Source organism: Chitinophaga sp. SVR4-12A (assembly GCF_056754765.1).
The window spans coordinates 4,474,868-4,494,853 of the sequence record NZ_JBPGWP010000001.1; the positions used below are offsets into that span (position 1 = coordinate 4,474,868).

The window sequence follows — 19,986 nt, forward strand, 5'->3', positions numbered from 1 at the left end:
TAACTGATTTTTGAGCACGAACGGAAATGGTCCGTTCCGAATAATCAAAAATACTTTATAATGAAAAAGCTGATTCTGCTAGCCGGTTTATCGGTTATTTTTATCCCCTCATTTTCTCAGAGCACTGTCACCGAAAGACAGTTAATAGAAAATATGATCCAGCTCTATTTTGAAGGCTGGGCAACCGGGGACACCCTTAAGCTGGACAAAGCCATGCATGCGTCCTGCCATTTAAAGAACTACCGGGATGGAAAATTCATCGAATTTTCCAAAAGTCAGTACCTGAGTTTATTCACGCCACATGCCAGGCCCCAAAACCTTAGCACGCGTATAGTGTCGCTTGATATTACCAATAATATGGGTAGTGCAAAAGTGGAGATCAGCACAGCACGGGATTTGTTTACCGATTATTTCAACCTGATGAAGACGGCTGAAGGCTGGGTGATTGCAGACAAGGTATCGACCCGGACATCCCACAAGACCTTTGATATAAACGCCATACGGCTTGAAAAAGAAACGGTCCTGGAGGGCTTGAAACGTCCCTGGAGCATTGCCTTTATAACGGAAGAAGAGGCCCTGGTATCAGAAAAGGATGGCGATCTGGTAAAGGTTAATTTACTGAAGAAAGACAAGACCAGGATCGAAGGTTTTCCATCCGATATGGCGGACAGCCTCATTGGATTTGGCGATAATACCGGCAAATTCGAAATACTGCTGGATCCTGATTTCAGGAACAACCAATACATCTACCTGTCGTATGCTGCAAGGAAAGACACTGTGAGAACCACCAAAATTATCAGGGCTGTACTGAAAAATAATTCTTTGCAGCAGGTCAAAACACTTTTTGTGGCAACCCCCTATACACATGAACGTTTTCATTATGGCGGCGGAATGGTATTCGGGAAAGATGGCAAGCTATATTTTACGATCGGGGAACGGCTGTTTTCGGAAAAGGATCAACCGCTTGTTCCGATAGCCCAGGATATACAGGACAGAAGAGGCAAGATCTACCGGATTAGTCCTGATGGAACTATCCCGGATGATAATCCGGATTTTGGAGCCCAAGCGCCTCCGGGTTTATATGCAATTGGTATCAGGGCAGCCCAGGGCATTGCGCTTGACACGCTTACCGGTAAAATATGGTTTAGCGAACATGGCACCCACCAGGGAGATGAGATCAATGTGTTGAAGGCAAAGGCTAATTATGGCTGGCCGATGAAGACAACGGGAAAATACCGCTATGCTGAATATGCCCCCCAGGCTATTCCAGGTAATAGTTATAGTGATCCGGCCTGGTTCTGGCTGCAAACCGTAGCGCCCACGGGGCTGCATTTTTATTCAGGCAACGAATTTGCGGCCTGGAACGGGAACCTCCTGGTTGGCGGTCTGTCAAGGGGTAGTTTATGGCGTATGGTGATAGAAGGTGAAACTATAAAAAGCGCTGAGGAACTTTTTACTGACGAGCGCGTGAGGATCCGGAAAGTAGCGCAAAGTCCGGCGGGTAGATTGTATGTACTTTCTGATGAGGTAAATGGAAAAATAATCAGGATAAAGAACGCAGCGCTTTAGGAATTTTCATTGGAAATGCCGTTTGGATATTTAGCTTAAGGGTTAAACAGCTGCCAATGCCCCTCGGAGATGACCTCGATGGAACCAACGGTGACTTTAATGGCAGTCTGATGATCAATCGCATATGATGGCATGGCCAGTATTTGTTATCTGGAAGATATGTTTTTGCTGTTATTTAAAGACAGGCTATTTAATTTTAGACAAAAATATTCTGAATGAAAGAGCAACTGCCAACTTTGATTAAAAGGTTAAAAGACAATTCACTTCCGTTTAAAGAGGTGATTGAATTCATAGAAACTTATTACCAACATCAGCCAGCAGCCTTTAGAAATGGTGAGTTATATAATGAAGCAAGTCAGAATCAGGGGAGTGCTAAAGTTTTTACTTTCGCGCAGCTGAACGGGTTGGATAAGGAAGATACCCTTTATTTATTCGCAGAGCATTATCAGTCCGTATTAAGTAATCCGGACGGAACGGATCACCAGAATATCAGGCAGTTTATGATCCATGGCTGGCCGGGGATCGTTTTTGAAGGACAGGCCCTGCTTTCGAAATAATACAAATATTAAAAAAGCCACCTTCGGGTGGCTTTTGTTATTTTAAACGTGGCGTAGCGCTCGCCAGTAGAAAGTCTTTTACGGAGTGCCTTTTGATCCAGACCCAGTACAGCCAGGCCAAACCCATAACCGTGATCGTTATCTTCATTTCAAGGCCATGCGAAGTAAATGGAACAAGTGATAAAAAAAGCAGCATTAGTATTACCGAAGTGCGGTGAAGTAATCCCGCTCCCGTTATGGCGAGTGCAAGAAAAGGTAATATAACGGCTGCAAAATTCACTGGCTGCGGCTCAGTCAGTGCCAATGCGGAGAAAATGGCCATTATTAATGCTACAGCCCAGCTTTTTAAGCCCCAGGGCATACGTGGCATGAACTGCTTTACCTCGATATTGGAGAGCAATTGATCGTTAGTATAAAGTTCCACCCTTTCAAACAGGATTCTGGCCTTTTTATCCTGCACCTCAAAGAATATTTCAGCTGGTTCGCCCGGGCGAAGATTGCGGTATATCTGTGCAAAGTTTTCAAGTTTGCCATATTTATCATGTACGCTGAAATGCAGCATGATATCAATGGGAGTGTTGCTTACATTCTTAAAACCAATTCGCCATGCCTGGGAAACTTTTATCATGGTGTAATAACCCTTGCGTACGTGGATATGCCCACCGTCTGTAAGGTGGCCGCTGTAACCAGTACTATGGTATTCTTTTTGGCGGTGCTGATAGGGTTTGATCTTTAAAAACTCGAGACCAGGAACATTCGGAATGGTAAGGGACATAGGATGTTTGTTATGCTTGGGTGCAATAATAAGGTTTTTTGCATACCCAAGCATCACTACTCTTCAGTTAAAATAGCACTCCATCCTCCTCCCGGTTGCATATGAACGGAAACCTCCTGCCCTTTAACCCACTCCGCATTAGAAATCTTATAATCCTCTGCAAACCTATCAGCATTTATCCCATCAGCAAACATCCTTACTTTATATTTCTTATTTGCATCCAGGAAATCCAAATGAAGTGTTAAATCCCGCGCGCTCCAGTTACTCATCGCACCAATAAACCACTGATTTCCCTTTTTCCTTGCAACAGCCACATACTCCCTTATCTTCCCTTCCAGCGCAACCGTTGTATCCCATGTTGTGGGGAATGCTGCAATGTACCTGGTGCAAACAGTATCCCGCAAATAATTCGACGGATTATCTGCCAGCATTTGCAAAGGGCTTTCATAAACAGCATACATGGCAACCTGGTGTGCCCGTGTTCCCTCGCTCATAGGCGCATCGAAATTTATGTGGAAATCCTTTTTGGTGGCATTGCGCATTGCACCGGGGGTAAAGTCCATAGCGCCTAATACCATCCTGGTAAATGGCAGCGTTACTTCATGGGGAGGCGTGGCTTCGTCATCACTCCACTTGTAGTTTTCTAAACCTCGTACGCCTTCATAAGAAATGATATTAGGATACTTTCTGTTTAAACCTACAGGCTTGTATGCACCATGCAGGTCTACCAGCAAATGATGTTGAGCAGCCTTCGCAGATAGCCGCTCATAGAAATTAACCATGTACTGATCTGCACGCGCCATGAAATCGACTTTGACACCCTTTACGCCCCATTTTTCATAAGTGGACAATACATTATCCATATCTCTGTCCATGGGCTGCCATAGACTCCATAGAATAACTCCGACATTCTTTGTTTTACCATATGCTACCAATTCAGGAACGTCGATGGAATCTCTGGGATGAGTAATATCCCAGGTTGTTTTAGTCCATCCTTCATCCAGGATAATATACTGTAAGCCAAATTGGGCAGCGAAATCGATATAGTATTTATAAGTCTGGTTGTTGATCCCTGAGCGAAAATCAACTCCGTAAATATTATTAGCATTCCACCAATCCCAGGAGACTTTCCCGGGTTTTATCCAATCGGTATTTTGAAGAACATTGGGTGAGGCCAATTGAAAAACCAGGTTGTTTTCAATTAGTTCCTTATCCTCGTTAGCGACCATGATCAAACGCCAGGGGAAGGACCGGGCGCCATAGGTTCTGGCAATATAATCTGCATTTTCTTCTATTTTGGTGCCTCTATCCCTGATCAGGCTTTCTTTAAGTATAACCTTGGGAAAGCCGCTGGTTATTTTATTACTGCTTGTTCCAAAGAAGAACAGGTTGGAATAATCCAGCAGGTCTGCTTCACTAAAAAGCATCTTTGTTCCTGAATCGGAGGATACATACAATGGAAGGCCACAGTGTTGCTCCTTTGAAAAGGATGCCATGCTGGTATCCTTGAATAAAAGCTCGAAATGTGAGAGGAACTGCTTGTTCTCTTCTATTCCCCATAGCACCCGATTGTTATTGGGGAACATATAATCAACAATTTCGTTCTTTATGTTTATTGAATCTTTGAAATGAGTGACCCATCTATAAGCAACACCATTATCATAAGCCCTGAAAATAATGGCATTACCGCTCCTGAAATTTATTCTCAGTTCATTGTAAACATCTCTGATCGTTTGCTGCCTTACGGCAACGGTTGGATAAATAATATCGTTTTTAGAGCGCCTGTCAACAGACTTTACCTGCTCATTAAAACCAATGTAAGATTTGTTTTCAATGTCCAGACCTGCAACGGCACGGCTCACCAGCGTTTCATTTCCTTTCATGAGTTTCCATGACAAGCTGTCTTTAGTACTGATCTCGATAGTTAAGTTGCTGCCCGGGGATTTAAGCAGCATAGTGGATTGCGAAAATGAGGTAACAGAAAGTAAACAGCATACCCCTACAAACAACGCTGTTACTGCTTTATTTTGAATCATTCTAAATAGTTCGATTTAAAGATGTTGGATGTTTCCCTTAGCCCGTTAATTCAAAAGTAGCATCCATTTGCGCTATTGTTTATGCACATATTAACCGATAGAAGGCAAAAATTAACTCGCGCTGTAAACAGGTGAAAGCTTCACGAATGACTGGGATGCGAAAGCCTGGCTGAAACAGTTTGTATAAAGAAAAAGGCGCTCGTCAAAAGCGCCTTTTTCTTTATTTAGATGGTCGTTCCAGTATCCGTGCTGCCGCTGTGTCCTTGTATTCTTTTACAAGTACCTGTAGCTGTTGTTTTAAGGAATCTGTTATTTGCTCATAGCCCTTCTGTCCGTATACATTATTCACTTCTCCCGGATCTTTTTCCAGGTCATATAATTCCCAGGTGTCTGCCTGGTCGTAGAACCTGGCCAGGGTAAATTTCTCCGTACGTATACCAAAATGGGGGTACACATGGTGTGGCTGCGGAAACTCATAATAATGATAATAAGCGGCCTTACGCCAGTGCTGTGCGTTACCTTTGATTAAGGGCAAGAAAGACTTGCCTTGTATCTCTTTCGGTGCCTCCACACCTGCAATGTCAAGCATGGTAGGCGCCCAGTCTATATTCACCATTAGTTGAGGGATGGATGTACCTGGTTGGATCACGCCCGGATAGCGGATCATGAAAGGCGTACGCAACGATTCTTCGTAAATGAAGCGCTTGTCGAACCAGCCATGTTCGCCGAGATAAAAACCCTGATCTGAAGCATATACTATGACGGTATTCCTGGATAGCCCTGTTTTGTCTAGGTAGTCCAGCAGCTCGCCAATGTTCCTGTCCAGTGAGCGGGCGGTAGCCAGGTAATCTTTCAGGTAGCGTTGGTATTTCCATTGTACCAGTGCATCTCCGCTCAGGTGTTGCTGGTCAAATTCCCTGCTCACTTTCCCTTCGTAATATTCCCGGAAAGCCCTGAGCTGGCTGCTGTCAAAACGATTGTATATCGGACTTTTGCTGTAGTCTGCATGTACTTTAAGATCTTCTTTCAGGCGCATGGTCTTTGCAATGGTCATGTCCTGGTTTTGTGCTGCCACACGGTTTTTATAATCATCCCGGAAATTGGCGGGTAAAGGGAATTGGATGCTATCATAAGCGCCCAGGTCCTGCAAATCGGGTAGCCATTCCCGGTGAGTGGCCTTGTGCCCTACTACCAGGAAGAATGGTTTGCTCGTGTCCCGTTTTGCCAGCCAATTGATAGAAAAGTTGGTGACCAGGTTACTCACATATCCGGTACTCGTGTGGTATCTCCGCCTTTCTCAATAAAATCCGGGTTGTAGTAATGTCCTTGTCCGGGTAAGATACGCCAGTAGTCAAACCCTTCAGGAAGATTACCCAGGTGCCATTTACCGATCCAGGCGGTCTGGTAATTGTTTTGTTGCAGGATACGCGGGAAAAGTTCCTGAGATACGTCGAACTTCCCCTCGTTCATCATATAGCCGTTCATATGGCTGTACTTACCTGTCAGCAAGGTGGCCCTGCTGGGCCCGCAGATGGAATTGCCCACCAGTGCATTCCGGAAGATAGCGCCTTCCCGCGCAATGCGGTCAATGTTGGGCGTCTGAACCAATCTGCCTCCGTAAGCGCTGATCGCCTGGAATGCATGGTCATCTGAGAGGATGAAGATAATGTTGGGACGGTTAATCTTTTCCGGTTCTTTCGCTGCTTGCTGTGCGCAGCCTGCTGCTATCAGCAGGGATAATGCCAGGAGGGCCTTTCCGATAGTTTTCATGCAGGTGAAAATACGGTATCCTGCCGTAAAATGAAAGAAGTGAGTTATTCATGGACAGCGGTTTCAACCCTTACGTCGTCATGGTCTGTGCCGGTGATCACCTCGTACCATGCTTCAATGTCTTTCTCAAATGCAGCGCTCTTTTCCCGATAAGCGGCCAGTGTGTCCTTTCCTAAAGGCAGGTGAACCGGCGGGTTAGGGGAATTGGCGAGCAGTACAAATGCCTGCGCCAGTTTCTTTGCGTCTCCGGGCTGCTGTTTGTTGGCCTGGGTGGCAAATTCACGCATAGTCCCAACAGTAGTGGCATAGTCGGCTATCTCGTTACCGGTGCGGGTAAGAGAGCTGCTGTCCAGGAACTCTGTCCGGAAGAAACCGGGGGCTACAACCGTGGCCTTGATGCCCAGTGGGGCCAGTTCCTTTGCCATGGATTCGGTAATGCCTTCCACAGCAAACTTGGTGGAGCCATAGATACCCCAGCCAACATAACCGGTAAGCCCGCCAACTGAAGATATATTGATCACATGTCCGGAACCTTGTTTACGCATATAGGGTAATACAGCCCTGGTTACGTTCAGCAGACCGAATACATTGGTCTCATAGTTCTTCCTTACTTCCTCCGCAGCAGCTTCTTCTACAGCAGCCAGCAATCCAAAACCGGCATTGTTCACCAGCACATCGATCGTGCCGAATCGGGCAACGGCATCAGCGGCTGCTTTCTCTGCCTGTGCTTCGCTGGTAACGTCGAGGGTGATCACCTGCAGACCCTCCGGATTACCCAGCCTGGAGACGAGCTCTTCCGGTTTGCTACGTACGGTGGCAGTTACTTTGTCGCCGGAGGCCAGTACTGCTTTGGCTATTTCAAAACCGAATCCCCTGGATGCGCCGGTAATAAACCATACTTTCTGTGTTTTCATGATGTTTGATTTTTTTGTTGTTTAAAATGATGACACAAAGATGAGGCGGATTCCAGGGTGGGTTGATATGAGAAGTAATGCACTTTTTATGAAAATCAAATATTGGGGGTAATAGTAAGGCTGACCAATGAGGTAAACATATTCATACTATTTTAACAGCCTTCTCCAAGCATTCTATATGCCTTCTCCATGCTTTCTCTATGCTTTCAGTATGCTTCGGTCATTTTTGTTAAAATAGTATAAGTATTTACTCGTTTTGGTCAGCCCCCTGTAGAATAACCTTTTGAAACTGTCCGTTGGTGTAAAAATGCAGAACGTCTGATTAATATCAGCTCTTTTTCGGTAAACGGGCACAACTGGTCGTTCAAACGGGGATACCTTTCGGTGCTTCATCGTTGAAATTCATAAAAAGACCTTTGTTTTTAATATCGTCTGACATCTATAATACCACGAAATTTGTGATACGTGATTAAAACCGTAAAAGAAAATTCGTATAGTATGAAAACAGCAACTCAAAACCTCAGCTGGCAGCTAGGCGATCTTACTATTAATCGTATGGGGTACGGCGCTATGCAGTTAACCGGTCCTGGCGTGTTTGGCGAAGCAGCCGACCGTGAAAATGCAAAGAAGGTATTGCAGGCAGCCGTTGCCGCCGGCGTCAACTTCATCGATACTGCAGAGGCGTATGGTCCGCAGTTGAATGAAAGCCTGATAGCAGATGCGCTGCATCCCTATAAAGATGGCCTGGTGATAGCTACCAAGGGTGGTTTTCGCCGTCCAGGCCCCGGTGAATGGGTACCTGACGGTGATCCAAAATTTATTAGTGAGAATATCGATGGCAGCCTACGCCGCCTGAGAACAGACAGGATCGATCTTTGGCAGCTGCACCGTATAGATGCCAAAGTGCCGGTAGAGCAATCCCTGGAGTCAGTTGTAAAAGCAGTAGAGGCTGGTAAGATCAGGCACGTGGGATTGTCTGAAGTAGGTATAGAACAGATCGAGCAGGCAGAAAAAATATTGCCGATCGTTTCTGTGCAGAACCTTTATAACCTGGGTAACAGGCAGTGGGAAGAAGTACTGGACTATACGGCGACAAGGGGCATTGCCTTTATTCCATGGTACCCACTGGCCTCCGGTCCGGATACGCTGGCAGACAAGATCAGCAAAATTGCTGCAGCTCACAACGCTACCGTTGCGCAGATCGCCCTGGCATGGCTGCTGAAACGCTCTCCTAATATACTGTTGATACCGGGAACCAGTTCTTTAAAGCACCTGGAGGAAAACCTGAAAGCTACTGAGATAGCGTTAAGTGAAGAAGAATTTGATACGCTTTCCAGGTAATTATTTTATTACATTATACTTCATCCACACTACCTGTTTATCCAGCTGCTCCAGGTGGGTAAGCTCCAGCTCCGTTACGGGTACCCGCTCCGCATCTTTGGCAGTGGCATCGATCAGTGTGGGACTGCTGCTGCCATCGGCGATGGGGTAATACAGCACGCTGTAAGCGTCTATGAGCCCTGCCGCATGTAAGGCGCCGTTGATCTTTCCTCCGCCTTCCAGCAGCAGCTTTTTGATATTAAACAGGCGGTTCAGCTTTTCCAGCACCACACTAAAGTTAATGTGGATTTTACCACCGAAAATGTAGGATACGCCTTGCTGTTGCAGGTAGGAGAGGTATGCATCCGGCACCTGTTCGGTAAGCACAGCGATGATATGATCGCCCTCGATTTCGCCGCTGTCCCAGCCAAGCTTACCGGCAGCATCTACTGCAATAGCAAACGAGGCCGCCCCGGCATCCGCCACATAGTCGATCCTTGCTACGGGCGACGCAGCGGAAGACAGTTCGGGCAGCTTGCCGGCAAAGTGTTGTTCCATGGTGATCCGGCCGCACATCCAGCCATCGGCTTTTTCCAGCTTGCCTGTTCTTTCATAATGTTCGAAACCGTTTGCCCGGTTCCAGCGGTCCGTTTGTATCCGGCCGTCAATGGAACAGAGCATGTGGCAAATGATGTAAGGTTTCATATCTGCGTATTTAAAGCATTAGAGATCATAATATCCTGCCGCTGCCGCCAGCCGCTTTTTTATCCTTGATGCCAGTACGCGCGGGTACAGCACTTTTACATAGTCTCCGAATCCCAGTATTTCCCTTTCCAGCTCGAAGTTCAGCACAACATCAATGCGGATAGTGATACCGTCTGCATCTTTACTTAACAGTGCCTGTGAATGGTGGATTGGTTTTGTAAGCACATACGGCGCCTGGTCTTTCTTTACAAAAAGGACTACTTTATGCGCCCTGTCTTTCGATGTTTTGGTAACGCCCAGCAGATCGTCAAAGTACCGTCCGAAATCAACCCCGTCATAGGGCATAAACTTTTCTTTTACCAGTTCCTGGAAAGCAATGATCCTGTCCAGCGCCATTGTAGCCAGCTCCGGTTTCTTCTGTTGCTGAGCGATCAGGAACCAGCGGTTGCGATATTCTTTCAGCAGATAGGGGTAGCAGATCACCTGTTGCGATTGTGTAGCCTTAAATGACTTGTATTCGATCAGCAGTGATTTTTTCTGCAGGATAGCCTGGTACAATGGGTTTAAGTGCTCCAGCCCTTTGAGCAGGCGATTGCCCTCAAACTGGATGTGCTGCTGTCCGGGATGTGTTTTCTGGTGGAGGCTATTTTCCAGCCTGGCTATCATCTCGGTCATCTCATCAAAATAATTGAAGCCATTGAACTGCTTTAGCAGGCCTACAATCTCCCTAAGCTTATCCACATCGCCATCGTTGATCGGCGCCTGCATAATACTGTAGTCGGGGTCGCTATAGGAATAGAACTTCTTATCTTTTACAACAATGGGCGCATTGTAACCCAGCTTATCGCTGCGCATCACCTGGAGGTCTGCCTGTATGGTCCTCCGGCTTACACCTGATGTGATGCCTTCGTTTTCATACAGTACATCGGATACTTTTTTAATGAGTTCTTCCAGCGTCCATTTGCGCATTCTGTTGCGCAGGCAGGAGTCGATGGTTTTGTAGCGTATCAGGGCAAGTTTGTTAACAGACATAATGTGTAAAAGTAAAAATAGGAAATCATCCGCGCAATAGAGCTGCGCACTTTAGAGCCTTGCCCGGATTTAATTATCATTAGTAAGCTGATAACCATAGTAATGAAAAATATTTTTTGTGGATGATAAAACTGCGCAACTGGACTGCGCATATGGGCATGTATCTTGCGGCACAGATAATGAAGCATAATAACACAACAAAATGAAAACCTTACTGAACGGCAATGATCTGATCGCAATCGGCTATACCGAAGGAAAGATACTCGGACTGGCCCTGGACACCGTTAAAACGCATTTTGAAGAACAGGCCCCGGAAATTACCCTGGTAATGCTGCAAAAGGTAAAGGCGCAGCCTGAGGTTTTCCTGGATAATGAGCAGCTGGAAGCGCTGGCCACCGCGCTGATAGAAGAAGCGAATGCTCCGGCAGATGATACGATCGCGCTGGTGGAACGGGCAAATGATTACGCCATCTATGGTGAAGCATACATAGAAGCGGGCGCCCGCCAGCAAATGGATATTGCCATGAAGCTGCCGGTAACAGTGGCAGGCGCTTTAATGCCGGATGCCCATCAGGGTTATGGACTACCTATTGGCGGTGTACTGGCCGCCCGTAACGCGGTGATCCCATACGGTGTAGGCGTAGATATAGGCTGCCGTATGGCCCTGACTATTTTTGATATACCGGAAGAGCATTATACCGCCAACTGGGCCAAATATAAAAGAGAGCTGATCGCGCAAACGAAATTTGGCGCGGGAGAAGGATTCAAGGGTGAGAACAGGTCGGATCATGAAGTGCTGTCAAGCGACGCTTTCAATACAGCACCGTTTATCAAAGCCCTGCATGATAGAGCCTGGGCGCAGCTGGGTACTTCCGGTGGAGGTAATCACTTCGTGGAATGGGGTATAATAGCGTTCGCAGAACGCGATGAGGCACTGAATGTAGATAAAGGCCGTTACATGGCTCTGTTGAGCCACTCCGGTTCACGTGGATTGGGCGCTACAATTGCCGGTCACTACACCCGTCTGGCAAAAGAATTGTGTAAGCTGCCTAAAGAGGCTGCTAACCTGGCCTACCTGGATATGGATTCTGAAGCAGGGCAGGAATATTGGCTGGCAATGAACCTGGCAGGTGATTATGCTTCTGCCTGTCATGAAGTGATCCATCAAAAGCTGGTTAAAGCAATCGGGGGTAATGTACTGGCAAAGGTGGAGAATCATCACAACTTTGCCTGGAAAGAACGCTGGAATGGTGAAGAGGTGATCGTACACCGTAAGGGCGCTACACCGGCCGGTAAGGATGTAATGGGAATCATACCAGGCAGCATGACTGCCCCGGGATTCCTGGTACGTGGTAAGGGAAACCTACCGTCCATTAACTCTGCATCTCATGGCGCCGGCCGCCAGATGAGCCGTACCAAGGCAATACAACAGCTTACCAAAGGGGATCTGCAGGCAATATTGAAAGCTAACAATGTGACGCTGATCGGCGCCGGTCTGGATGAAGCCCCTATGGCGTATAAGGATATCAATGTTGTAATGGCTGCACAACAGGAGCTGGTGGATGTGGTAGCTAAGTTTCAACCGGTAATGGTTCGTATGGCGAGCGACGGAAGCCGGGAAGATTGATTTCATCCTTATATCTATATAAAGCAAAGGGAGGTGATCCTCCCTTGCTCATTCGGCTTTGTCATTTCACATTTTAATGGAGACGTATTATCGTCGAGGCAATATTTTTGCGCGTGATGGTATAGCAAAGATGCAACAAGGGCTATAAAACCATCTACGCGATCGGGAAAATGATTTACGCAAAAGGGAAACTTTTACAGAGAGGGAATGCGGCAGCAGCAAGGGACGTCAGCAGTAATTTAGATGTAGTCAAGCGACTTTTCGCCCTGCAGCTCATTACTGATGCGGTTAACATGTTCTCGTTGGGTAGTACCCCATTTATCCATGGCAGCAATAATCGGCAAGGCGCTTTTGCCGATGTCGGTAAGGAAATATTCTACCTTCAGGGGAAAGCCAGGATATATTTTTTTACCGATGAGCTGATAGTCTTCCAGTTCTTTTAGGTGCATATTGAGAACACGGGCAGGTGCTTCGGGGATATCGCGGTGTATTTCGCTGGGCCGCTTCATGCCACGGCTGATGGAATCAATAACGCAGGCTCTCCATTTGCCTCCCAGGAGTTTGTTAGCGATGTTTATGCCACAGTCCAGGTTTTCAGGTATTTTCTTTTCGTACATGATGCCGGTGTTTGAAATAAAATTAAGTCATTTTCCCCGAAAGGGATTACTTTACTGTGTTAATCGCATATCAAGTATGTTGGAAATAATACAATCTAAACTTTCTGATATAGAAAAGGAACAACAGGTTCGTATACTTTACGCGTGCGAGTCCGGCAGCCGGGCGTGGGGATTTGCTTCGCCGGACAGCGACTATGATGTGCGGTTTATCTATACCCGCCGTGCAGACGACTACCTGAGCATAAGTGAAAGAAGAGATGTGATAGAATTACCCGTAAATGAGGTGCTTGATATCAGCGGCTGGGATATCCGAAAAACACTGCGGTTGTTTCTGAAGTCTAATGCGCCGCTATATGAATGGCTTCAATCTCCTGTTGTCTATGCGGCGAATGGTGGGCTGAAGGATGAAATGCTGTCCCTGGCCACCACTTATTTTTCGAACCGGGCAGGATGTCATCACTATCTTTCCATGGCTGCAAATACGCTTGAACATCAGCTGCAGGGCAGCACCGTGACAATGAAGAAGTATTTTTATGCACTACGCCCTGCCCTGGCGTGTCTCTGGATAGTAAAGAAGAGGGCTGTCCCACCGATGCAGTTCGGGGAGTTGCGTACGCTTGTGGACGATGCTAAGTGGCATGCGGCAATAGACGAACTGCTAAGGCAGAAGCGGATGGCAAATGAGAGGGCGGAAATAAGACCCATACCCCTGCTGCATGAATGGTTGCAGGAGACATTGGCATATTGCAAACAGCAATCGGCCGATATGCCGCCGCTGAGGAATGAGACAATCATACTTGATGATTTGTTCAGGAAGTATATCAATAAATATGACGTTTGAACAACTGATAGCTGCGCCGCACCACCTTTTGCTTAAATGTATCAGTGGCAGCAGGGCCTATAATCTGCATTTGCCGTCCTCCGATACAGACGTGAAGGGCATCTTTGTGTTGCCTCAGCGTCAGCTATATGGACTTGAACAGGTAGCGCAAGTAGCTAACGACACCAATGATGAGGTATATTTTGAAATCGGAAGGTTCATTGACCTGTTATCAAAAAATAACCCAAATATCCTGGAATTGCTGAGTACTCCAAAGGCCTGTGTGTTGTTTAGTCATCCCTTGATGATGCTGATAAGGCCAGCCGAATTCCTTTCCAAGCTATGCAAGGACACCTTTGCAGGATATGCAAGAACCCAGATAAAGAAGGCCAGGGGCCTTAACAAAAAGATCCATCGCCCTATGGAAAAGGAACGTAAGGCGGTGTTGGATTTCTGTTTCGTAGTCTATGAGAACGGGAGTGTTCCCTTGATACAGTGGCTTACAAAGCTCGGATACAGGCAGGAAGAATGCGGGCTTACACAGCTATCGCATTTCAGGGACGCCTACCTGATATATCACCAAAGCCAGCTTGCGGGTAATGATAAACTAAAAGGCATAGTGTCCGGGGATATGGCTAATGATGTGCAGTTAAGTGCTGTTGCCAAGGGAATCAATGCCCTGGCTGTTATGCATTTTAACAAGGATGCATACTCCGTCTACTGCCGGGAATACAATGAGTATTGGGAATGGGTGGATAAGCGTAATGAAGCACGCTATCAGAACACACTCTCTCACGGAAAGAATTATGATGCCAAGAACATGATGCATACATTCCGCCTGCTCACAATGGCGGAAGAAATAGCATTAGAGCAACGGGTGATTGTACATAGAAATGACAGAGAGTTTCTGTTACGCATCAGGAGCGGTGAATTTGACTATGAGGAGCTGCTGCGTATGGCCGAAGAGAAGGTGGAAAGAATAGAGGAGTTATATAGACGGTCTTATCTGCCCGATACACCAGACGTCAAAAGGGCAGAGGCGATCTTAGTGCAGATTAGAGAATCTTTCTATGCACGCTGATAAATGGAAATCGGAGCTGAATAACTTTATTTCAACTATTTGCCCGTTTTACTAAGTTGCCTAATAGGCGTCAGTTCCACCTTTCTAAACTCTACTTCCGCGCCTTCGGCCTGCAACGCTATATTGCCTTTACTGACTGTACAGTTGTAGCCATCATTCACCAGCTCGCCGTTTACCCATACACGTATTTTATTCCCTACACATTCAACAGTCATGGTATTCCATTCGCCTAATGGTTTTTCAGAATGATCCGTAAGGTTGATGATCCTTCTTTCCTTACCGTCAACACTGCCCCAATTGGCTTTAGGACCGCGTCTTTTCTCCATGTCGGGCACTGTAATATCCTCGCCTATGCACCAGAAGTCGCCGGCGTTATCATGCATCAATTGAGCTTCTATGGATTTTGGGAACATGCCATATAATACGCGGGGAGTTGAAGCGTGTACCAGCACGCCGCAGTTACCCGGCTTGGCGGGGAAACGATATACTACCTGTAAACGGTAGTTCTCATAAACAGCGTCGGTGATAATATGCCCCTGCGGACTAGCCAGGCTGACCATCATGCCGTTGCGGATAATAAAAGGGCTTTTAACGTTAGGGTCCTTGTCCATGTCAGGCACGTCGATGTGCCATCCCGTAAAGTCTTTGAAGTTGAAAAGACTGCGTGTTTGTCCAAAAGAAAAGCTGGCAAAGGTTATGAACAGCGATAGTAAAAGCGACTGTTTCTTCATATGTGGAAATCCGTATTTGTGCGGACTTCCAAGATAGCATTTTTTACTCAGGATGCGGTGCGATATTCCGCCGCCGCACCAGTGCAGATATTGAACAGGCCAGACCAATACATGCCGGCCGCAATAACAAGCACCAGTTCATCGGGCCGGTTGCCTGCCAGGAACAGCGAGGGTGTTTCCTGCCTGTATGGGGCAACATATTCCGGGAAGAAAAGCAGCATACCGCCGTAATAGAAGAGGCATAATACCAGGAAGAACACCCCCTGTATGCACATCTTTGTTTTGAGCTCGGGCCGGTATATCAGGGTGGCTAAGGCGCCAAGGGCCAGTGCAGTGCTGCCGCAATAGACCCAACTCAGGGGAGTGGACAGTATCAGCAGCAAAAAGACAGGTACTGGCGATAACAAAATAACAGGGCGCGTCAAAAGGCTCCGGTAAAGCTTTCTCATAGTTAGTTCGTGTATTCGGTTATAAAATCATAATAGCCGGTCAGTAAGTGTGATACAAAGCTACTTCCCTGTTACCGGCAGGAAAATGATGTACATCAAACACCTTGCTGATATTAATCACCAATGATCTTGTCCCTGGTCACATTTTCAGGAGCTGGCCCCATATCTCCTCATTTACGGCTACACCTTCTTTTTCGCTTTGGAGCCGGGTGCGTAAGGTATTTTCACCGGGATAGGAGATCCGGCCGCCGGGTTTGTCGGGCGCGCTGTTTTTCGTATAGTTCAGTATTTCCTCTACGAGACCGGCATGCAGGTCGGGCTTATGCAGACAGATGAAACACTGGGATACGCCGTATTCCTTTTTGTCTGCCGTTATTTTGGCCGTAGAACGCCCGCCTGCCAATGCCGTCAGTACTACGTCCAGTACCAGCGCCAGGCCTGAGCCTTTCCAGAAGCCGACAGGCAGCGCACGTTTGGTTTTACGGATAGCCGCAGGGTCGGTGCTGAGCTGACCTGCTTCATCATATCCGCCGGCTACGGGCAAGGGCTCGTGCTTCCATTCATATTCCTGCATTTTGCCATAGGAGAATTGGGACATGGCCATGTCCAGCACAATATGCCCTTCTTTACGGGGCACAGCTATTACCAGGGGGTTATTGCCCAGTACAGGCTCTGCACCGCCCCAGGCGGGCATACCTGCAATCGCGTTGGTGAAACAAATGCCAATACAGCCCGCATCAGCCGCCTGCCAGCCATAAGTGCCGCCCCGCATCCAGTGGTTGGTATGCTGCATGGCCACCACACCGGTACCGTGCTGCTTTGCCAGCGCTATTGCGCGGTTCATGGCCTGGGTGGCGTTATACATACCCGGTCCGAGGTTACCATGCCAGGTTTCAATGACGCCGTTGGTATGTAAAAGGGACGGCGATGCTGCAGGCTTCACCAGGCCCTCCTTTACATACTGTACAAAGACGGGAAAACGGTTCAGCCCGTGGGAATGTATTCCGTCGCGGCTGTTGCCTGCAAAGATGGATGCGCATAGTTCCGCTTTGTCTTCCGGGAAAGAGAGCTGCAGCAGCACTCTTTTGAATTCCTGTTTCAGTTGTTCAAATGGTATCCGTAACATACTAACAAATTACATAGGTTAAAATAATCCAATTCCACCGGCACATTGTACCGGTTTAAACTACTACTTTTTTCTAGCTTTGCAGGGCTTCAAATTTACGGTTATCATGCAGAGTAAATCGCTGGGAAGATCGGATACATTATTTATGTCGGCCTGTGCAGGCCTGGTGGTAGCCAATATTTATTATTGCCAGCCGCTGATAGTACTTATTGCTAAGGACTTTGAGCTGCCGGAGAGCCGTGCCGGCCGTATAGCCTGGCTTACGCAGATAGGTTACGCCTGTGGCCTTTTGTTGCTGGTGCCTTTGGGTGATATCATGGAACGTCGTAAGCAGATCCTGATCTGTATGGCGGCCACTATGGTTTCCCTGGCGCTGGCCGCCTTATCACCCACATTCCTTGTGCTGCAGATAGCCAGCTTCCTGATAGGCGTGAGTTCCATATCGGCGCAGCTAATATTACCCTTGGCGGCTCACCTGGCGCCCGATGATAAACGGGGTAGTGTAATAGGCACCATCATGAGTGGCCTGATCGTAGGAATTCTGGCTTCACGCTCAGTAAGTGGCACCCTGGGCGCAGTGTTCGGCTGGAGGGAGATCTACTTCATGGCGTCAGGCATATGCGCCCTGCTGCTGGTCATGATGCGGATGCGTTTTCCCCAGAGCTATCCTGCTTTTAACGGTACTTATCGCCAGTTAATGGCATCGCTGATACATTACGTCCGTACGCAACCTGCTTTGCGGCAGGCAGCGTTTCGTAATTTCATGTCCTTTGCGGCGCTCAGCTCCTTCTGGGTCACGATGGTGCTGTTCCTGTCTGCTCCGCCTTTTGGTTACAAGAGTGATACCATCGGCCTGTTCGGACTGGCGGGTGCCGCCAGCGCACTGGCATCTCCGCTGGCGGGTAAACGTAGCGACGGCAAAGGCCTTTTTACGAATATATGGATAGGGCTGATCATGGAACTGCTTAGCTTTGGCGCCTTCTACTTCACCGGCAACAGTCTCTTTCTGTTAATACTGGGTATTATACTGGTAGATGTAGGTCATCAGACCATGCAAATATCCAATCAGACTATCATTTACTCCCTGATGCCGGAAGCGCGCAACCGCTTCAATACCGTATTCATGACCAGCACCTTTATAGGCGGCGCATGTGGCTCCGCCATCGGTATAGGCCTCTGGAACATGGGCAGATGGCCGTTGTTTTGTATAGGCGGTGCGTTAATGGTACTGGTGAACATTATCGTTACCTGTATTGTATCCGCAAGATCCGGTTACACTGCCGGAAATCGAATCGCGTAAAGCTGCCTGTTGCCAGCATGGCTTTTTCTCCCGGTAGCTGCAATACACGGCTAATAGCGCCGTTCACGTCATTTGTGCCCATGTTAATACCGCCATTGGTATTGTAGGTAGCATGCAGGCTGCCGTCAGGATTTAGTACTGCAAAATTGTTACGCATTACATCGTTGAATTTTGTAAAGGCCCCGCTTAACACGATCTCTCCCTGCGGCATCACACTGATATTATAGATAGTGCCATCCACGCCGTTGCCGGCCTGCAGGGAAGGATCAAGAGTACCGTCTGCCTCAATGCGTGCCAGATGAGGTACCGTTACATTGGCGTAGGTGGTGAACGGACCGGTAACAACATATTTGCCATCAGGCTGCGCTGCCAGATCGTATATAGGGTAGTTAGCTCCCGTGCTGCTCTTAAAGGTCAGGTCAAGGCTGCCATCAGTATTCAAACGGGCAATCCGCTGTACTTCCTGCCCATTGTATTTGGTAAATGCTCCGGCGATCAGCAGCTTGCCATCCGGTAAAAGGATGGAACGGTTAATGGCGCCATTTACACTCTCTTTACCCCTGTGATTTACCAGGTCGTAATTATAGCCAGTGTCCAGGGTACCGTCTGTATTGAGACGGGCCAGGAAGTTCACCATGGTAGAATCCAGGTGCAGGGAGTCGGCCCCGGTTACAGATACCAGGTTATAGTTGGGCCGCACATAATAGCGGAAATAACCTACCACGATCATTTTACCATCCTGCTGCACATGCAGGCCTGTAACGATGCCAGACACGCCTCCTTTCAGTGCCGATGCAGGTTGCACTTTACCTGAAGGACGGGTTACGTTCATGGTTTCCAGTCCGCCGTTGTTATACAGCCGTGCAATGCTGCTTACATAAGGCAGCCCTTCATAACTGGCGAAGCTTCCAGCTACCAGGTATTTACCGTCCGGCAGCGTAGCAGCTTTTACTACCGTAGCCGGGGCTCCTGTATTTTTTCCGTACCGGAAAGACCTGTCCAGGGTACCGTCGCCGTTGATGCGCGCCACCCGGTTTACCCCTCCATCTATATTGGCATTGTCAAAATTAGTGAAATCTCCTACTACCAGGTATCTCCCGCCTTCTACCGGGATGATATCCTGTATGGTGTTATTAGCGCCGCGTGCACTGGGATATACGGTATCTGTTTCCATCATGCCCATTACCCTGAAGAAGGGACCGAAGAAATACTGCTGTCCCACCTGGGCGGTGATATTACCCGTACTGGCGTAAGACGGCACTTTTACTTTTACGGTAGAATCGGTAACAGAAAGAATAGTACCGGCTTGTCCGTTGAAGAGGATGGAAAGCTCCCTTTGATGGTCCCTGAACCCTTTTCCGCGGATAGTGATCTCGTCATTCACATATCCCCTGTCAGGCGATACGCCGCCCTTGCTGATAAGGATGGCCGGAGTTACCGTATCCTGGTAAGGGTCTTTCCCGCTTTGGGTGATGTTATCCTTGCTGCAGCCGGGTAAGCACAACCAGGCTGCTGTTATGATGATTAAAAAGTTGAGTAGCTTCATCTGATCAGTTT

Annotated in this window: 19 protein-coding genes; 7 read left to right on the forward strand and 12 right to left on the reverse strand. The window is 47.6% G+C overall.

Annotated features, from left to right (window positions below; all coding sequences use genetic code 11):
• Positions 1-60: 60 nt before the first annotated feature.
• Together ACR9Y8_RS18475 and ACR9Y8_RS18480 are read left to right on the forward strand one after the other, a co-directional pair.
• A complete protein-coding gene (locus ACR9Y8_RS18475) occupies positions 61-1,569 on the forward strand; it encodes a PQQ-dependent sugar dehydrogenase (RefSeq protein WP_481214725.1) in 1,509 nt (502 codons plus the stop codon).
• A gap of 215 nt (positions 1,570-1,784) precedes the next feature.
• Positions 1,785-2,126, forward strand: a complete 342-nt coding sequence (locus ACR9Y8_RS18480) for a HopJ type III effector protein (protein WP_481214726.1) — start codon at positions 1,785-1,787, stop codon at positions 2,124-2,126.
• 37 nt (positions 2,127-2,163) lie between these two features.
• On the opposite strand, the gene ACR9Y8_RS18485 is transcribed toward ACR9Y8_RS18480, so the two are convergent.
• The 5 genes from ACR9Y8_RS18485 to ACR9Y8_RS18505 form a co-directional block, all read right to left on the reverse strand.
• Entirely contained in the window at positions 2,164-2,901 is a 738-nt protein-coding gene (locus ACR9Y8_RS18485) for a hypothetical protein (protein ID WP_481214727.1), read from the reverse strand.
• 56 nt (positions 2,902-2,957) lie between these two features.
• Entirely contained in the window at positions 2,958-4,937 is a 1,980-nt protein-coding gene (locus ACR9Y8_RS18490; protein WP_481214728.1) for a glycoside hydrolase family 97 protein, read from the reverse strand.
• A gap of 220 nt (positions 4,938-5,157) precedes the next feature.
• The gene (locus ACR9Y8_RS18495) at positions 5,158-6,201 is read right to left on the reverse strand and encodes a sulfatase/phosphatase domain-containing protein (protein WP_481214729.1); all 1,044 of its coding nucleotides are present in this window, start codon (positions 6,199-6,201) and stop codon (positions 5,158-5,160) included.
• Positions 6,198-6,707 (reverse strand): sulfatase-like hydrolase/transferase, encoded by a 510-nt coding sequence (locus ACR9Y8_RS18500; RefSeq protein WP_481214730.1) that lies wholly within the window; start codon positions 6,705-6,707, stop codon positions 6,198-6,200. The genes ACR9Y8_RS18495 and ACR9Y8_RS18500 overlap by 4 nt, the downstream gene beginning before the upstream one ends.
• 44 nt (positions 6,708-6,751) lie before the next feature.
• Complete coding sequence (locus tag ACR9Y8_RS18505; protein WP_481214731.1) at positions 6,752-7,621, reverse strand: oxidoreductase; 870 nt, start codon at positions 7,619-7,621, stop codon at positions 6,752-6,754.
• Between the two features lie 498 nt (positions 7,622-8,119).
• Between ACR9Y8_RS18505 and ACR9Y8_RS18510 the strand changes: the two genes are divergently transcribed.
• Positions 8,120-8,962: an aldo/keto reductase gene (locus ACR9Y8_RS18510; protein WP_481214732.1), complete on the forward strand. Its 843-nt coding sequence runs from the start codon at positions 8,120-8,122 to the stop codon at positions 8,960-8,962.
• Here ACR9Y8_RS18510 and ACR9Y8_RS18515 read toward each other — a convergent pair whose 3' ends face one another.
• Positions 8,963-9,646 (reverse strand): dihydrofolate reductase family protein, encoded by a 684-nt coding sequence (locus ACR9Y8_RS18515; protein WP_481214733.1) that lies wholly within the window; start codon positions 9,644-9,646, stop codon positions 8,963-8,965.
• 18 nt (positions 9,647-9,664) lie between these two features.
• Entirely contained in the window at positions 9,665-10,678 is a 1,014-nt protein-coding gene (locus ACR9Y8_RS18520) for a helix-turn-helix transcriptional regulator (protein WP_481214734.1), read from the reverse strand.
• 202 nt (positions 10,679-10,880) lie between these two features.
• On the opposite strand from ACR9Y8_RS18520, the gene ACR9Y8_RS18525 reads away from it, so the two are divergent.
• A complete protein-coding gene (locus ACR9Y8_RS18525) occupies positions 10,881-12,305 on the forward strand; it encodes an RtcB family protein (RefSeq protein ID WP_481214735.1) in 1,425 nt (474 codons plus the stop codon).
• Positions 12,306-12,544: 239 nt separating this feature from the next.
• Here the strand turns inward: ACR9Y8_RS18525 and ACR9Y8_RS18530 are convergent, their stop codons facing one another.
• Complete coding sequence (locus tag ACR9Y8_RS18530; RefSeq protein ID WP_481214736.1) at positions 12,545-12,922, reverse strand: winged helix-turn-helix transcriptional regulator; 378 nt, start codon at positions 12,920-12,922, stop codon at positions 12,545-12,547.
• Positions 12,923-12,998: 76 nt separating this feature from the next.
• Here ACR9Y8_RS18530 and ACR9Y8_RS18535 point away from each other — a divergent pair, with 76 nt between their 5' ends.
• Together ACR9Y8_RS18535 and ACR9Y8_RS18540 are read left to right on the forward strand one after the other, a co-directional pair.
• A complete protein-coding gene (locus ACR9Y8_RS18535) occupies positions 12,999-13,763 on the forward strand; it encodes a nucleotidyltransferase domain-containing protein (RefSeq protein ID WP_481214737.1) in 765 nt (254 codons plus the stop codon).
• A complete protein-coding gene (locus tag ACR9Y8_RS18540; protein ID WP_481214738.1) occupies positions 13,753-14,823 on the forward strand; it encodes a DNA polymerase beta superfamily protein in 1,071 nt (356 codons plus the stop codon). Before ACR9Y8_RS18535 ends, ACR9Y8_RS18540 begins: the two co-directional genes overlap by 11 nt.
• Before the next feature lie 35 nt (positions 14,824-14,858).
• Here the strand turns inward: ACR9Y8_RS18540 and ACR9Y8_RS18545 are convergent, their stop codons facing one another.
• The 3 genes from ACR9Y8_RS18545 to yiaK all read right to left on the reverse strand — a co-directional run bounded on the left by ACR9Y8_RS18545 (position 14,859) and on the right by yiaK (position 17,129).
• Complete coding sequence (locus ACR9Y8_RS18545; protein WP_481214739.1) at positions 14,859-15,554, reverse strand: 3-keto-disaccharide hydrolase; 696 nt, start codon at positions 15,552-15,554, stop codon at positions 14,859-14,861.
• 47 nt (positions 15,555-15,601) lie between these two features.
• Positions 15,602-16,003 (reverse strand): hypothetical protein, encoded by a 402-nt coding sequence (locus tag ACR9Y8_RS18550; RefSeq protein WP_481214740.1) that lies wholly within the window; start codon positions 16,001-16,003, stop codon positions 15,602-15,604.
• A gap of 139 nt (positions 16,004-16,142) precedes the next feature.
• Entirely contained in the window at positions 16,143-17,129 is a 987-nt protein-coding gene (gene yiaK / locus ACR9Y8_RS18555; RefSeq protein WP_481214741.1) for a 3-dehydro-L-gulonate 2-dehydrogenase, read from the reverse strand.
• Positions 17,130-17,235: 106 nt separating this feature from the next.
• On the opposite strand from yiaK, the gene ACR9Y8_RS18560 reads away from it, so the two are divergent.
• Complete coding sequence (locus ACR9Y8_RS18560) at positions 17,236-18,429, forward strand: MFS transporter (protein ID WP_481214742.1); 1,194 nt, start codon at positions 17,236-17,238, stop codon at positions 18,427-18,429.
• On the opposite strand, the gene ACR9Y8_RS18565 is transcribed toward ACR9Y8_RS18560, so the two are convergent.
• Entirely contained in the window at positions 18,374-19,975 is a 1,602-nt protein-coding gene (locus tag ACR9Y8_RS18565) for an IPT/TIG domain-containing protein (RefSeq protein ID WP_481214743.1), read from the reverse strand. The genes ACR9Y8_RS18560 and ACR9Y8_RS18565 overlap by 56 nt on opposite strands.
• Positions 19,976-19,986: the final 11 nt, after the last annotated feature.

Excerpts from the sequence above, each read along its gene's own strand:
- ACR9Y8_RS18525 (WP_481214735.1), top strand. The coding sequence starts at position 10,881 with ATGAAAACCTTACTGAACGGCAATGATCTGATCGCAATCGGCTATACC.
- ACR9Y8_RS18505 (WP_481214731.1), bottom strand. The coding sequence starts at position 7,621 with ATGAAAACACAGAAAGTATGGTTTATTACCGGCGCATCCAGGGGATTC.
- ACR9Y8_RS18520 (WP_481214734.1), bottom strand. The coding sequence starts at position 10,678 with ATGTCTGTTAACAAACTTGCCCTGATACGCTACAAAACCATCGACTCC.
- ACR9Y8_RS18515 (WP_481214733.1), bottom strand. The coding sequence starts at position 9,646 with ATGAAACCTTACATCATTTGCCACATGCTCTGTTCCATTGACGGCCGG.
- ACR9Y8_RS18485 (WP_481214727.1), bottom strand. The coding sequence starts at position 2,901 with ATGTCCCTTACCATTCCGAATGTTCCTGGTCTCGAGTTTTTAAAGATC.
- ACR9Y8_RS18560 (WP_481214742.1), top strand. The coding sequence starts at position 17,236 with ATGCAGAGTAAATCGCTGGGAAGATCGGATACATTATTTATGTCGGCC.
- ACR9Y8_RS18480 (WP_481214726.1), top strand. The coding sequence starts at position 1,785 with ATGAAAGAGCAACTGCCAACTTTGATTAAAAGGTTAAAAGACAATTCA.
- ACR9Y8_RS18475 (WP_481214725.1), top strand. The coding sequence starts at position 61 with ATGAAAAAGCTGATTCTGCTAGCCGGTTTATCGGTTATTTTTATCCCC.
- ACR9Y8_RS18565 (WP_481214743.1), bottom strand. The coding sequence starts at position 19,975 with ATGAAGCTACTCAACTTTTTAATCATCATAACAGCAGCCTGGTTGTGC.
- ACR9Y8_RS18550 (WP_481214740.1), bottom strand. The coding sequence starts at position 16,003 with ATGAGAAAGCTTTACCGGAGCCTTTTGACGCGCCCTGTTATTTTGTTA.
- ACR9Y8_RS18545 (WP_481214739.1), bottom strand. The coding sequence starts at position 15,554 with ATGAAGAAACAGTCGCTTTTACTATCGCTGTTCATAACCTTTGCCAGC.
- ACR9Y8_RS18530 (WP_481214736.1), bottom strand. The coding sequence starts at position 12,922 with ATGTACGAAAAGAAAATACCTGAAAACCTGGACTGTGGCATAAACATC.
- ACR9Y8_RS18500 (WP_481214730.1), bottom strand. The coding sequence starts at position 6,707 with ATGAAAACTATCGGAAAGGCCCTCCTGGCATTATCCCTGCTGATAGCA.
- ACR9Y8_RS18535 (WP_481214737.1), top strand. The coding sequence starts at position 12,999 with ATGTTGGAAATAATACAATCTAAACTTTCTGATATAGAAAAGGAACAA.
- yiaK (WP_481214741.1), bottom strand. The coding sequence starts at position 17,129 with ATGTTACGGATACCATTTGAACAACTGAAACAGGAATTCAAAAGAGTG.
- ACR9Y8_RS18490 (WP_481214728.1), bottom strand. The coding sequence starts at position 4,937 with ATGATTCAAAATAAAGCAGTAACAGCGTTGTTTGTAGGGGTATGCTGT.
- ACR9Y8_RS18540 (WP_481214738.1), top strand. The coding sequence starts at position 13,753 with ATGACGTTTGAACAACTGATAGCTGCGCCGCACCACCTTTTGCTTAAA.
- ACR9Y8_RS18510 (WP_481214732.1), top strand. The coding sequence starts at position 8,120 with ATGAAAACAGCAACTCAAAACCTCAGCTGGCAGCTAGGCGATCTTACT.